Source organism: Bradyrhizobium sp. USDA 4538, assembly GCF_024171045.1.
Taxonomy (GTDB): Bacteria; Pseudomonadota; Alphaproteobacteria; order Rhizobiales; family Xanthobacteraceae; genus Bradyrhizobium; species Bradyrhizobium australafricanum.
On record NZ_JALJZE010000001.1, the window covers coordinates 516,770 to 530,617 of the forward strand.

At 65.5% G+C, this 13,848-nt stretch carries 10 protein-coding genes; 6 read left to right on the plus strand and 4 right to left on the minus strand.

All coding sequences use genetic code 11. The features are described 5' to 3' along the window. Positions 1–313: 313 nt before the first annotated feature. Entirely contained in the window at positions 314–1,462 is a 1,149-nt protein-coding gene (locus J2R78_RS02255; RefSeq protein WP_253609549.1) for a GGDEF domain-containing protein, read from the plus strand. A gap of 57 nt (positions 1,463–1,519) precedes the next feature. Further along, positions 1,520–2,626, plus strand: coding sequence for a DUF2336 domain-containing protein (locus J2R78_RS02260; RefSeq protein WP_028331661.1), 1,107 nt, complete (start codon positions 1,520–1,522; stop codon positions 2,624–2,626). Positions 2,627–2,847: 221 nt separating this feature from the next. On the opposite strand, the gene J2R78_RS02265 is transcribed toward J2R78_RS02260, so the two are convergent. Both J2R78_RS02265 and J2R78_RS02270 read right to left on the minus strand, forming a co-directional pair. Beyond that, positions 2,848–3,486, minus strand: coding sequence for an NrsF family protein (locus tag J2R78_RS02265; RefSeq protein WP_076833110.1), 639 nt, complete (start codon positions 3,484–3,486; stop codon positions 2,848–2,850). Between the two features lie 2 nt (positions 3,487–3,488). Next, positions 3,489–4,034 (minus strand): sigma-70 family RNA polymerase sigma factor, encoded by a 546-nt coding sequence (locus tag J2R78_RS02270; RefSeq protein ID WP_057015660.1) that lies wholly within the window; start codon positions 4,032–4,034, stop codon positions 3,489–3,491. Positions 4,035–4,083: 49 nt separating this feature from the next. Here J2R78_RS02270 and J2R78_RS02275 point away from each other — a divergent pair, with 49 nt between their 5' ends. Both J2R78_RS02275 and J2R78_RS02280 read left to right on the plus strand, forming a co-directional pair. After that, a complete protein-coding gene (locus J2R78_RS02275) occupies positions 4,084–5,043 on the plus strand; it encodes a hypothetical protein (protein ID WP_225641783.1) in 960 nt (319 codons plus the stop codon). Positions 5,044–5,167: 124 nt separating this feature from the next. Next, entirely contained in the window at positions 5,168–5,947 is a 780-nt protein-coding gene (locus J2R78_RS02280; protein WP_253609550.1) for an enoyl-CoA hydratase, read from the plus strand. Between the two features lie 75 nt (positions 5,948–6,022). Here J2R78_RS02280 and J2R78_RS02285 read toward each other — a convergent pair whose 3' ends face one another. Next, a complete protein-coding gene (locus tag J2R78_RS02285) occupies positions 6,023–7,894 on the minus strand; it encodes an acetyl-CoA hydrolase/transferase C-terminal domain-containing protein (protein ID WP_253609551.1) in 1,872 nt (623 codons plus the stop codon). A gap of 242 nt (positions 7,895–8,136) precedes the next feature. On the opposite strand from J2R78_RS02285, the gene J2R78_RS02290 reads away from it, so the two are divergent. Continuing rightward, positions 8,137–9,555, plus strand: a complete 1,419-nt coding sequence (locus tag J2R78_RS02290; protein ID WP_253609552.1) for a TolC family outer membrane protein — start codon at positions 8,137–8,139, stop codon at positions 9,553–9,555. 138 nt (positions 9,556–9,693) lie between these two features. Continuing rightward, positions 9,694–10,662, plus strand: coding sequence for an amidohydrolase family protein (locus J2R78_RS02295; RefSeq protein WP_253609553.1), 969 nt, complete (start codon positions 9,694–9,696; stop codon positions 10,660–10,662). Between the two features lie 11 nt (positions 10,663–10,673). On the opposite strand, the gene J2R78_RS02300 is transcribed toward J2R78_RS02295, so the two are convergent. Further along, positions 10,674–13,802, minus strand: coding sequence for an efflux RND transporter permease subunit (locus tag J2R78_RS02300; protein WP_253609554.1), 3,129 nt, complete (start codon positions 13,800–13,802; stop codon positions 10,674–10,676). Positions 13,803–13,848: the final 46 nt, after the last annotated feature.

Genomic DNA, 13,848 nt, shown 5'->3' on the forward strand with positions numbered 1-13,848 from the left:
CCACAGTCGGCGCTTCCAATGAGGAAAAATCAGCCGAGACTCGATAAACGGTATCATAGTAGTTAGAACTCTCGCGGACAGGCACCATCCGGCGCGACCATACCAAGGCTTTATCGGCACGCCAGCACCGTCACGCAGTCCGCCACGGCGCAGGCTTGCCGCACATCGCTCCCGCCTCGCCGCTGCGAACGGATTCCCCTTACGAAACAAGGGCGATGACCGGGTTACACCGGGGTAGATTCGGTTCCAAAAGATACCAAACCTAAAGGCTTTCCCACGTAGATTTTCGCCGGATTTCACCAATGGCGAGACCATGGGCAGCGCTGCGTCGTCACTTCCCAGCCCGATCGCGGGCGCATCGGAAAGCGGCCGTCCCAGGCTGACGGCCGAGCGCCTGGCGCGCCGGGCCAAGCAGCGCCGCCAGATCCAGTCGATGATCGCGGCCTGCTTCGTGCTCGACGCCGTCGTGCTGCTGATCTACGCGCATGGCGGCACCACGTCGGTTTGGGTGGCGGCCGCCTACGCGCTGACCGGCCTGTCTTTGGTCGCCGTCTACGTGGCGCTCTCCGAGCGCGGCCTTCACGAGCGCTTCCGCGACCACTATCTGGTCGCGCCGCAATCGGCGATCAACATGGTGAACCTGCTGGTGTTCACCTACATCGCGCCGGAAGTCGGCGTGCTGTTTCTCTGCAACCTGTTCGTGGTGTTCGGCTTCGGTGCGCTGCGCACCTCGGCGCGGCAGACTGCGATCGTCTGGACCGTCATGGTGCTGGGCCTCGCCGCGCTGTTCCTCGGCACCGACAAGGCGATCGGGATGCCGACCGCGACCCGGATCGATCGCCTCGCCACCATGCTGGTGTTCGCGCTGACGATCGGGCGCTGCATGTGCCTCGGCATCTTCTCCAGTTCGATGCAGCAATCGCTGTACCAGAGCGGACTGAAGCTGAAGGAGGCCTACCGGCGCATCGAGGAGCTCGCGGAGCTCGATGAACTGACCGGCGCCTCCAATCGCCGCAGCATCATGCGCACGCTCGAAGAGGAGATCGCGCGCTGCGCGCGCAACGGCAGCTCCTGCGCGGTTGCGCTGATCGACCTCGACCATTTCAAGCGCATCAACGACGTCTACGGCCATCCGATCGGCGACGAGGCGCTGCGCACCTTCGCCATCGGCATGTTCGCCAACCTCCGCAGCGTCGATCGCTTCGGCCGATACGGCGGCGAGGAATTTTTGCTGGTGCTGCCCGACCTGTCGCAGGATCAGGCGATGCGCGCGCTCGAGCGGCTGCGCACGATCATCGCCGATCTCGACTGGAGCGCATTCTCGCCCGGCATGCGGGTGACGATCTCCGCAGGCGTCACGACGCTCAAGCCGCGCGAGAACTCCGATACGTTGCTCGCCCGCGCCGATGGCGCGCTGTACGCAGCCAAGGCCAGGGGACGCAACCGCATCGCCAGCGCCTGAAATCCATTTCCCTCTTCGGCGCCGGAGAAGCCGTCGCCACCGCTCCAGGACAGAGTCATGAGTTTGAAGCCCGAGACCGCCCCCGAAAGTCTGCTCGACGAGCTGCAGACGACGCTCGCGCACGGCACCGTCGCACGCCGCGTCGAGACGCTGCGCCGCGTGACCGACCTCTTCATCAACGGCTCGGTGAACTATTCCAACGAGCAGATCGTGCTGTTCGACGACGTTTTCCAATGCCTGCTCGAGCACATCGAAAACTCGGCCAAGGCGCTGCTCGCCGACCGCCTCGCCCCGATCGACACCGCACCGCCGCAGACCATCCGCACCCTTGCCTTCGACGACCTGATCGAGGTCGCGGGCCCCGTGCTGACGCTGTCGCCGCGGCTCGACGACGACACCCTGATCGAAACGGCGCGCAGCAAGAGCCAGGCGCATCTGCTCGCGATCTCGAACCGCAAGACGCTGAGCGGCGCCGTCACCGACGTGCTGGTGCTGCGCGGCAATGACGAGGTGATCCAGAGCGCGGTCAACAATCCCGGCGCGGAATTCACCGAGCGCGGCTTCACCCGCCTGGTCAGCCGCGCCGAGGGCGACGACAATCTGTCGACCTGCGTCGGCCTGCGCCCGAACATCCCGCGGCATCTCTATCTCAAGCTGGTCGCCAAGGCCTCGGACGCGGTCAGGCAGCGGCTCGAGGCTGCCAATCCGCAGCAGGCCAAGGAGATTCCGATCGCGGTGAAGGAAGCGACGCGACGCGCGCGCTCGGCGCCGGCGGCCGTGACGCCGGACACCACGATCGCGCATGCCTTGGTCAAGTCGCTCTACCAGGACGGCCGGCTCGACGAATTCCAGCTCGCAGCCTTCGCCGAGGCCGGCAAGTTCGACGAGACCAACGCCTCGCTCGCCGCGCTCGCCAACGTCTCGGTCAGCGTCGCCGAGAACATGATGATCGAAACCCGCGCCGAGGGCGTCATGATCCTGGCCAAGGTCTCGGGCCTGTCATGGTCGACGGTGCGGGCGATCATCAACCTGCGCGACGACATCTCGGGCGGCGAGCCGACCGATCTGCAGGCTTGCAAGGACACCTATGAGCGGCTGCGGCCGTCGACCGCGCAGCAGGTGCTGCGCTTCCATCGCATGCAGCAGTCCGCGCCCGCGGCCTGATTTCCCGTAGCCCGGATGCAGCGGAGCGAAATCCGGGCTACGACGTTCTCTTCCCCTTCCCCCTGAAAGGGGGAAGGTCGGGATGGGGGTGAGCCGCAGGCGACGCTGCCCTTGGAGAGAGCTGATCCCCACCCGCTTTGCTCTGACGAGCAAAGCGACCTCCCCTTTTCAAGGGGAGGTTAGGGCTCAGCCGGATTTCGCTCCGCCCGGGCTACAAGCAGTCAGTATCGCAACGCCCGGTTTCCCATCAGCGCGCCGACGCTCGCGACGATCGCGGTCGCCAGCGTGTACCAGGTGGCGACGAACAGCGGCGAGTCATCCGTGCAGTGCGACGCGTAGACGGTTGCCGCGAGCCCCGCCGAGAGCAGGCCGGCTATCGCGCCGGCGACCGCCGGCCGCGCCGGCGCGCCCTGCCGCAGCCCGTACAGCGCGCCGACCAGCAGCGGCAGCGACATCGCGGGGATCGCGGTCATGCAGGCCATCGAATTCTTGCCGATCAGCCGCGTCATCATCGGCGTACGCTGCGGCATCATCATCTCGCCGCTGATGGCGGCGACGAGGATGCCGGCGGGAATCAGCAGCCACCAGCCGAAGCCGCGCAGCGAGGCCTCCGGGCGCGACAGATGCAGGCTGACCGCGATCGCCGAGGCGGCAAGCGCCAGCGTCACGGCGAATTTCAGGTCGAAGAACGGATTGTGCATCGCGATCATCACGTCGGGCCGCACGCCGAGTTCGGCGAAGAAGATCAGGAGCGAGACCGGCGCCGCCGCCAGCAGTGCCAGCATCAGCGCAAGACCGATCGGACGCGCGCGATAGGCATTGTCGGCGGCAAGGGTTCGAATGAGTTGATCGGTGTCCATGCTCATCGATCCCGTAATTTCGCAGTGAGGCTCGCAAGCCCACGATGCAGCGCGACCCGCACCGCGCCCTCGGTCATCGAGAATTTCGCCGCGGTGTCCTTGATCGAGGTGCTGTCGACCGCGATCGATTGCAGCACCTCGCGCTGCCGCGCAGGCAAAGCCTGCAACTGGGCGCTCACCTCGCCCGGCGAGGCCGTCGGTTCCGGTGTTTCCCCGGGCAGCGTCTCGGCGAAATCATCGATGTTGACGAAGATCCGCTTGCCGCGGCGGCGCAGCGCGTCGATCAGCTTGTTGCGCGCGATCGCGAACAGCCACGGCGCGAACGCCGCGCTGGTGTCCCAGGTCTGTCGCTTCAAATGTACCGCCAACAAGATGTCCTGCACGATGTCCTCGGACTGATCGACCGGTTGTCCCGCGCGCGCCAGGCCGCGGCGCGCCGCAGCACGGAGTACCGGCGTGATGGCCTTGAGCAGGCGATGGTACGCCGCATCATCGCCTGAAATGGCCGACCGCATCAGGCCGGTCCATTCATCCTCACGTTCGCGCACGCAGGCTCCTGAATTGCAATTCGGCCGATCTTTCAGTTCGTTACGCGGCATGCCAGACGATCACGAATTCGTGATCTCTATCCTCCAGCAAGACCGCGCCGAGGATCGGCCTCAAAGAATCGCTCCGGCGGGTTTCCAGACGTCACGGCTCATAACACCGATCGGTCCGACAAGCATCGGTGCTGCTGCCGTCGATGGGCCACTGGGAAGAAATTGCCCAGCTTTTGCCCCCGGATGCCCGAAGATTCCCTTTTTCTGCCCCGGTGTGGACACGCAGCGGGGTCTCTTTTCGCCCTTGGGCGGGCGACATGGGGAGATCATCAAAATGAAGATCAAAGCCAGCGGGCGCTTGGCATTGATGGTTGCGACAGGACTGACAGGGCTTCTTGTGTGTCTCGCGGCTCCGTTGCCGGCGCATGCGGCCGGATCGGACGCATCGGCATCGAAATCCGACAGCGCAACGACCGACAAGTCTGCCGAGCAGAGTTCGCGGCATGGCCGGCGCTCGGCACGCCACCGGTCCTCCAGGACCGCTGACAAGACCGCCGACAAATCCGACAGCAAGAAGGCCACCAATAACGACGCCGGCAGGGTCACCTCGGCAGGCATTCCCGCCACCGTCGCCAACGCCAATGCGGAGCTGACCTCCGGCGACGACAATGCAGCGGCGACGCCGGTGAAAGCCAATGTGTTGATTGCCGCGGCCGACAAGCCCGCAGACCAGTCCGACGGTAATGTGGTCGCATCCGACCAGCTCAACGAGGTCGACCGAGCCCTGCAGCAGGAGCAGCCGGCGGAACAGCCGCAGCCGGCCCAGCCGCAGACCGCTCAACAGGAGGCATCGCCGGCGCCGCCGCCGACGGTTGCCGTGGCTGCACCCAAGCCGGCCCCGGTTCTGGCGAGCAGCGACAGCGCGAGCTGGGACCAGACCTCGCTGATCGGGAAGATCTTCATCGGGTTCGGCGCTTTGCTCACGGTGGCCTCCGCCGCGCGCATGTTCATGGCCTAGCGGAGGCACCTGCGGTGCGGCGCGGGGGGCGCCGCACCGCAGCCCAAAGCCTCGTTTCAGCCACTTGAAGCGCATCCCGTCAGCGGGCACATTGCCCGGCAAATCAGGCACGGGGTTTGCGTCCATGGCTACGTTCGAATTCATCATTGTCGAAAGCAAGGGACCGGTCGGCGTCATCACGCTGAACCGGCCGAAAATGCTGAATGCGCTCTCGTTCGGCGTGTTCCGCGAGATCGCCGCGGCGGTCGACGATCTCGAGGCCGACGACAAGATCGGCTGTATCCTGATCACCGGCAGCGAGAAGGCCTTCGCGGCCGGCGCCGACATCAAGGAGATGCAGCCGAAAGGCTTCATCGACATGTTCAACAGCGATTTCACCGCCATCGGCGGCGACCGCGTCGCCCGTTGCCGCAAGCCGACCATTGCCGCGGTCGCGGGTTATGCGCTCGGCGGCGGCTGCGAGCTCGCGATGATGTGCGACATCATCATCGCCGCCGACACCGCCAAGTTCGGCCAGCCGGAAATCACCCTCGGCACCATTCCCGGCATCGGCGGCACGCAGCGCCTGACCCGTGCGATCGGCAAGTCGAAGGCGATGGACCTCTGCCTGACCGGGCGGATGATGGATGCGGCGGAAGCCGAGCGCTCGGGCCTCGTGTCACGGATCGTGCCGGCCGACAAGCTGCTCGAGGAGGCGCTCGCGGCAGCCGAGAAGATCGCCTCGATGTCGCGTCCGGCCGCCGCAATGGCCAAGGAAGCCATCAACCGCGCGTTCGAGACGCCGCTCGCGGAAGGCATGAATGTCGAGCGCAACCTGTTCCACTCGACCTTCGCGCTCGAGGATCGCTCCGAGGGCATGGCGGCGTTCATCGAGAAGCGCAAGCCGGTCAACAAGAACCGCTAAAGCATGATCCGGAAAAGTGCGAAGCGGTTTTCCGGACAAGATCATGCTGAGACAACAGGCTAAGGCGCGATGATCTCATCGCGCCTTAGCCGTTCGGCTCCGTTGCAATGCCGCGGTGACGAGCGCGCGATAGGCGCGCTCGGCGAAATGCATCGGCTTGTCGAGACCGAGCCGCGCCAGGCATTCGCGGTCGGCGGCATCGGGCGGATGCCGCATGCCCTGCCACAGCAGGCCGGCGAGTTGCAGCGGCATGTGCTGCGCCTGCTGCAAGATCTGCAAAGCCGGAATCAGCCGCTGCTCGACATCGGTGAAGTCGCTGCCGAACGGGAATGACGGCAGCAGCCCGGCATCGCGCGCGGGCTTCAGCGCATCGCCGATGCGCTGGGGATAATTTTCGCGATGCGCCGCGGGAATCTCGTAGCTGCGCGGCAGCTTGCCGGCGTCCTTGGCCTGCCGCATCAATTCGCCCTGGAAGCGGGAGTCCGAGACCTGCAGCATTGCGGCGATCACGTCGGCATCGGATTTCCCCCTGACGTCGGCGACGCCATATTCCGTGACAAAGATATCGCGCAGATGCCGCGGGATGGTCTCATGTCCATAGGACCAGCGGATGTTCGACTGCGCTTGCTTGCCGGACTGACGGGTCGCCTCCAGCGCCAGCACAGAACGTGCGCCCTCGAGCGCGAATGCCTGCGCCACAAAATTATACTGACCGCCGACCCCGCTCACGACCTGGCCGTTCTCGAGGCCGTCCGAGATCGCAGCGCCGAGCAGCGTCGCCATCATCGCATTGTTGACAAAGCACGCATCGACCCGGGCGCGACGCTTGCCGTCCTCGTCGCCGAAGATCTCGTTGGTGAAGGAAACCGGCATCATCTGGATTCGCGCCAGCTGCTCCGGTGCCATCTCGCGCAGCGCCCGGTAGAATGATGGCGGGCCCAGGAAGAATGCGCCGTGCAGGATCACGCCGCCGACCTCGCGCTTGAGGATGCCGGCGTCGATCAGCCCGAGGAACGCCTCGAACAGCATCTCGCTGACGCCGTAGAGCCCCTTTTCGAACGACCCAGTCTCGGCCGCGGCGAGTTGCCCGGTACCGGGCGCAAGGCGCTGCATGATGCCATGGAATTCGGCGTTGTCGCGATGGCGGACCACGAGCCCCTGCGCCAGCGCGTCGCCGACCTGCCCGATGCCGATCTGCAACGTGCCGCCGTCGCGGACCAGACCGGCGGCATGCAAGCCGATCGCATATTTGGTGTCGCTGATCGGCTCGGACGGCGGCGCGAACAGCGGGAAATCGGTCTCTGGACTGTCGAGCACCGCGGCGAATTCATCCGCCGGCAGGTCGCCGGCGCCGGGCATGAACGGCAGCTCGGAATTGACCTGGCCGATCAGCTTGAACGACGCCCGCCCCTGCGCACGGGCGCGCAGCACGTCGAGCGTGGTGTCGGTGTTGCAGCTCAGGCTGTAGCGCGGCGCGCCGTCGACCATGCGCTTGGCAACTAGCTGAGGCACGACATTCAGTCCGCGCGACAACAAATATGACGCCGCATGGGTGTAGTTGGCGGAAATGTAGTGCTGTTGCGCGAATGGCTGGTGCAGCCACTGCCCCGCGAGGAAGAAGAACTCGATCACCTTGATGTTGGGCGGAAGTGCGCCATGATGCAGCGCATCCGCGTAGGCGAGATCTGGATAGCCGCCAAACAGGCGGTCGATCACCGGTCCGATGAAGCGCCGTTCGAGCAGGCTCTTCGGCTTCGGCTTTTCCAGCGTCAGCGCGGAGAACAGCGTGAGGTTGATGGAGCGGTCGGTCACTGCTCGCGCATACAGCGCGTTGACGATGTGGTTGGCCTTGCCGAGGCCGAGCGGCAGCCCGACCACCAGTTCGGTTCCGACGTCACGAATGATGTGCTCCGCGATCGCCTCGGGGTCGGAGAAGAATATCGGCATCAGCAATGGACCCGGACGAGACGGTGGATAACCGGCATCGTTGAATCGACGGCCGGCGGTTCAAACTTATACGTCATATGACCGATACGTGCGCCTGTGACGAACCGGCAACAGACAAGAACTGAAATGATGTGCAGATGTCGCGCGGCGGTTTGTCTGTGGCGGCACCGCCCCGTAAACAGGTAGATGTGTCGGCGGCGTCGGCGGGGGCGCACTGCCGGAGTTTTGGTTTGCGGGATCACATGGTTGAGCGTGCCGCCAGGGTTGGCGACGTAGCGAGGCGCGTGCTTTTGTCGGGCATCGGCCTTGGCGTGCTGGCATGTGCGCTGCTGACGGATACCGCGGCCCGCGCCGAGAGCCTGCCGGAAGCCTTGGTCAAGGCGTATCAGACCAATCCGCAACTCAACGCCGAGCGGGCGCGCCAGCGTGCGACCGACGAGAACGTGCCGCAGGCGCTGGCCGGTTACCGTCCCCAGATCATTGCCGGCCTGTCGGTCGGCCTGCAGGCGGTGCGCGATCAGCTGCCCGGCAATGTGATCCAGACCGCAACGCTGAAGCCGTGGCAGATCGGCGTCACGGTGACGCAGACCCTGTTCAACGGCTTCAAGACCGCCAACAGCGTCCGCGTCGCCGAGTTGCAGGTGCAGTCCGGCCGCGAGGCGTTGCGCAATGTCGGCCAGGGTGTGCTGCTCGACGCCGTCACCGCCTACACCAATGTGCTGGCCAACCAGACCCTGGTCGAGGCGCAGCGCGCCAACGTCGCCTTCCTGAAGGAGACCCGGGCAATCACCGAACGGCGCCTCAATGCCGGCGACGTGACGCCGACCGATACCGCCCAGGCCGAGGCGCGGCTCAACCGCGGCCTCGCCGACCTCAACGCCGCCGAGGTCAATTACGCGATCAGCCAGGCTACCTATGCGCAGGTGGTCGGCACTGCGCCATCCCAGTTGCGTCCGGCCGAGACCATCGACCGGCTGCTGCCACGCAGCCGCGAGGATGCGATCGCGCTCTCGCTCCGCGAGCATCCCGCCGTCACCGCGGCAGGCTTTGACGTCGACGTTGCCTCGACCTCGATCCGCGTCGCCGAGAGCAGCCTGATGCCGAATGTCTCCGTGCAGGGCAGCGTCAGCCGCAGCCGCGACACCGACACCACGCTCGGCAGCTTCGGCACCGATCAAGCCTCGGTGATCGGTCAGGTGACGCAGCCGATCTATGACGGCGGCACCGCCGCATCGCAGACCCGGCAGACCAAGGAAGTCGCGGCGCAGAGCCGGCTGGTGCTGGATCAGGTCCGCAATCAGGCCAAGACCGCCGTGGTCAGCGCGTGGGTCGCCAATGAGGGCGCCAAGATCGCGGTGTCGGCCTCGGAGTCCGAGATGAAGGCCGCGGAAGTTGCGCTCGCCGGCGTGCAGAAGGAAGCCGCGGGCGGCCAGCGCACCACGGTCGACGTGCTCAACGCGCAGCAGGATCTGATCACCGCGCGGGCACGACTGATCGGTGCGCAGCGCGACCGCGTGATCGCCTCCTACACGCTGCTCAGCGCGACCGGGCGCCTCGACGTCAAGACGCTGAACCTGAAGACGCCGGACTACCTGCCCGAGGTGCACTACCATCAGGTGCGCGACGCCTGGCACGGCCTGCGCACGCCGTCGGGACAATAGGCATTACGGAACCGTTCGCACCGCGAACTTGCCCTTCCCGCCTGCTCTCTCCGCCGATAACCTCCGCCCCCGCCGGCAACCCATAATGCCGGCGCGCGTATGACGCGCATAACAGCCGAGCACGCAGGGAGACGTCCAATGCTGACGCGACGCGATATGATGCTGGCTTCCATCGCAGCCGGAGTGACCATGACCAGCAGCAACGCATTTTCCAAGGCAGCGCAACCATCGACCGCGGTGAATTTCGACGTGCCTGCAGGGGCGTGCGACTGCCACACTCACATCCATGGCGACCCCGAGAAATTCCCGTTCTTCGCCGGCCGCGTCTACACGCCGGAACCGGCCTCGCCGGAGGAGATGAGCGCGCTGCACAAGACGCTCCATGTCGAGCGCGTGGTGATCGTGACACCGAGCGTCTATGGCCCCGACAATTCGTCGACCCTGTTCGGCATCACGGCCCGCGGGCCGACCGCGCGCGGCGTCGCCGTGATCGACGACAAGACCAGCGAGAGCGATCTCGATGCCATGAACAAGGCCGGCTTCCGCGGCATCCGCCTCAACCTCGCGACCGGCGGCGTCAACGATCCGAATGTCGGCCGACAGCGCTTCTCGGCCGCGATCGAGCGGATGAAGGCGCGCGGCTGGCATGTGCAGCTGTTCACCAGCCTCGCCATGATCTCCGCGATCAAGGACCTCGTCGCTACAGCGCCGGTGCCGGTCGTGTTCGACCATTTCGGCGGCGCCGAGGCCGCCCTCGGCACGGACCAGCCGGGATTTGCCGACCTGCTCGCGCTGGTCAAATCCGGCAAGGCCTATGTCAAGATTTCCGGCGCCTACCGCGCCTCCAAGCTCGCGCCCGATTATGCCGACGCCACGCCGCTGGCGCAGGCGCTGATCGCGGCCAATGCCGAGCGTATCGTCTGGGGCACCGACTGGCCGCACCCGGATTCGGTGACGCCGCAAGGCAGGAAGGTCACCGACGTGACGCCGCTGTTTCAGATCGACGACGGCCGCCTCCTCAACCAGCTTCCGGTCTGGGCGCCGGATGTCGCGATCCGCAAGGCGATCCTGGTCGACAACCCGGCACGGCTCTACGGCTTCACCTGATTCCTTCTGAGCTAGCGCTCGCGCGGCCGGCGCGAGAAATAGAAGATCAAGACCGGCAGCGTGATCAGGATCACCAGCGGCGCCAGCATCATGCCGGTGACAACGACGATGGCGAGCGGCTTCTGCACCTGCGAGCCGATGCCCTCCGACACCGCCGCCGGCAACAGGCCGACGCCCGCCACCACGCAGGTCATCAGCACCGGACGCAACTGCAGCTCGCCGGTGCGGATCACCGCGCGCATCCGGTCGTAGCCTTCGTCGATCAGCTGGTTGAACTGCGACAGGATGATGATGCCGTCCATCACCGCGATGCCGAACAGCGCGATGAAACCGATCGCCGCCGACACGCTGAACGGAATCCCCGAGATCAGCAGCCCGAGCACGCCGCCAAAGATCGCCATCGGGATCACGCTCATCGCGAGCATGGTGTCGACCATCGAGCCGAAATTGAAGAACAACAGCACCGCGATCAGCGCGAGGCTGATCGGCACCACGATCGACAGCCGCCTGATCGCGTCCTGCAGATTGCCGAACTCGCCGACCCACTCGACACGCGATCCCGGCGGCAGTTGCACCTGCTCGTCGATCTTCTGCTGCGCCTCCCGGATCGCGCTGCCGAGGTCGCGCTCGCGCACCGAGAACTTGATCGGCAAATAGCGCTCCTGCTGCTCGCGGTAGATATAGGCCGCGCCGGAGATCAGGTTGATCGAAGCCACTTCGGAGAGCGGGATCTGCGTGATGCCGCCATTGGCGTTGGCCACCCCGATCCGCAGGTTCTGGATCGCCTCCGCGCTCTTGCGATATTCCGGCGCAAGGCGGACGATGATCGGGAAGTGCCGGTCGCTGCCGGGCTCATAGAGGTCGCCGGCGCTGTCGCCGCCGACCGCAACCCGGATCGTGGCGTTGATGTCGCCCGGTGACAGGCCATAGCGCGCGGCGCGCGCGCGATCGACGTCGATCTGGATGGTCGGCTGGCCGAGCGAGGTGAACACCGCAAGATCGGTGACGCCCTGCACCGTCGACAGCACCGACTTGATCTTGTTGGCGGTGTCGGTCAGCGCCTGCAGATCATTGCCGTAGAGCTTGATCGAGTTCTCGCCCTTCACGCCGGACACCGCTTCCGACACGTTGTCCTGCAGATACTGCGAGAAATTGAATTCGACGCCCGGGAATTTCTCCTGCAACTGCGCCAGCAATTGCGCGGTCAGCACGTCCTTGTCGTGAGTATTTGGCCATTCGCTGGCCGGCTTCAGCGGCGCGAAGAATTCGGCGTTGAACAGGCCGGCCGCATCGGTGCCGTCGTCGGGACGGCCGTGCTGCGACACCACCGATACCACCTCGGGACGGCTGCGGATCAGCTTCCGCATCTCGTTGACATAGGCATTGCCCTCCTGCAGCGAGATCGTCGGCGGCAGCGTGGCGCGGATCCACAGATTGCCCTCTTCCAGCTTGGGCAGGAATTCGAGGCCGAGGAAGCGCGCGAAGATGATGGTCATGACCACGAGGCCGGCCGCGCCGGCCATCACCAGCTTGCGGTTGGCGATCGCCCAGTTCAGCACCGGCAGGTAGATCGCGTCGAGCTTCTTGACGATCCAGGTCTCGGTCTCGTGGATATGCGCCGGCAGGATGATCGCGCTGAACGCCGGAGTGACCGTGAACGTCGCCAGCAGCCCGCCGGCCAGCGCGTAAGCATAGGTGCGCGCCATCGGGCCGAAGATGTTGCCCTCGACGCCGGACAGCGTGAACAGCGGCAGGAACGCCGCGATGATGATCGCCGCGGCAAAGAAGATCGAGCGCGACACGTCGGCGGCCGCCGACAGGATCGCGTGGCTCTTCATCCCCATCACCGTGTCCTCGGAGATGTGGCTTCGCTCGTCTTCCGACAGCGCGGTGGTCTGCGACAGCCGGCGGAAGATCGCTTCCACCATGATCACGGTGGCATCGACGATCAAGCCGAAATCGATCGCGCCGACCGACAGCAGATTGGCGGATTCGCCGCGCAGCACCAGGATGATCACGGCGAAGAACAGCGCGAACGGGATCGTCGCGCCGACGATCAGCGCGCTGCGGAGGTCGCCGAGGAAGATCCACTGCAACAGCACGATCAGGAGGATGCCGACCACCATGTTGTGCAGCACGGTGTGGGTGGTGAGCTCGATCAAGTCCTTGCGATCGTAGATCCGCTCGATCTTCACGCCGGGCGGCAGGATCGAGGAATGGTTGATGTCGTGGACCAGCTGCTCGACGCGGGAGATCGTCGGCGAGCTCTGCTCGCCGCGGCGCATCAGCACGATGCCCTGCACGATGTCGTCGTCATTGTCGAGGCCGGCGATGCCGAGCCGCGGCTTCTCGCCGATCGTGACATGGGCGATGTCGCGCACCAGCACCGGATTGCCGCCGGACTGCGAGACCATGGTGTTGGCGAGGTCGTCGATCGAGCGGATCAGGCCGACGCCGCGCACCACGGCCGATTGCGAGCCGATGTTCACGGTGTTGCCACCGACATTGATGTTGGCGTTGGACACCGCCTGCAGCACCTGCGGCAGCGTCAGTCCGTTGGCGACCAGCTTGTTGAAGTCGACCTGGATCTCGTAGGTCTTGGTCTTGCCGCCCCAGCCGGTGACGTCGATCACGCCGGGCACCGCGCGGAAGCGGCGCTGCAGCACCCAGTCCTGCAGCGTCTTGAGGTCGAGCACGCTGTAGTTAGGCGGTCCCTTCAGGCGGTAGCGGAAGATTTCGCCGATCGGGCTGAGCGGCGAGATGCCGGGCAGCACGTTGCCCGGCAGCGGCGCGAGCTGCGACAGGCGGTTGAGCACCTGTTGCAGCGCCTCGTCATAGGTGTAGTCGAAGGAGAACTGCAGCTTGACGTCGGAAAGGCCGTACAGCGAGATGGTACGGATGGTCTTGAGGTTCTTGATGCCGGCGACCTGGGTCTCGATCGGGATCGTGATGTAGCGTTCGATCTCCTCGGCCGAGAGGCCCGGGCTCTGCGTCACGATATCGACCATCGGCGGGGTCGGATCGGGATAGGCCTCGATGTTGAGCTGCTTGAACGCGAGCAGGCCGCCGATCAAGACGGCCACGAACATGGCCACCATCAAGTAGCGGCGATTGACGGCAAGGGCGACGAGGCGATCCATTCAGATCGGCGCTTTCAACTGGAAGGGAGTTTTCTTATTGAGCGTG

Excerpts from the sequence above, each read along its gene's own strand:
- J2R78_RS02260 (WP_028331661.1), top strand. The coding sequence starts at position 1,520 with ATGAGTTTGAAGCCCGAGACCGCCCCCGAAAGTCTGCTCGACGAGCTG.
- J2R78_RS02300 (WP_253609554.1), bottom strand. The coding sequence starts at position 13,802 with ATGGATCGCCTCGTCGCCCTTGCCGTCAATCGCCGCTACTTGATGGTG.
- J2R78_RS02275 (WP_225641783.1), top strand. The coding sequence starts at position 4,084 with ATGCCAGACGATCACGAATTCGTGATCTCTATCCTCCAGCAAGACCGC.
- J2R78_RS02255 (WP_253609549.1), top strand. The coding sequence starts at position 314 with ATGGGCAGCGCTGCGTCGTCACTTCCCAGCCCGATCGCGGGCGCATCG.
- J2R78_RS02295 (WP_253609553.1), top strand. The coding sequence starts at position 9,694 with ATGCTGACGCGACGCGATATGATGCTGGCTTCCATCGCAGCCGGAGTG.
- J2R78_RS02285 (WP_253609551.1), bottom strand. The coding sequence starts at position 7,894 with ATGCCGATATTCTTCTCCGACCCCGAGGCGATCGCGGAGCACATCATT.
- J2R78_RS02280 (WP_253609550.1), top strand. The coding sequence starts at position 5,168 with ATGGCTACGTTCGAATTCATCATTGTCGAAAGCAAGGGACCGGTCGGC.
- J2R78_RS02290 (WP_253609552.1), top strand. The coding sequence starts at position 8,137 with ATGGTTGAGCGTGCCGCCAGGGTTGGCGACGTAGCGAGGCGCGTGCTT.
- J2R78_RS02265 (WP_076833110.1), bottom strand. The coding sequence starts at position 3,486 with ATGGACACCGATCAACTCATTCGAACCCTTGCCGCCGACAATGCCTAT.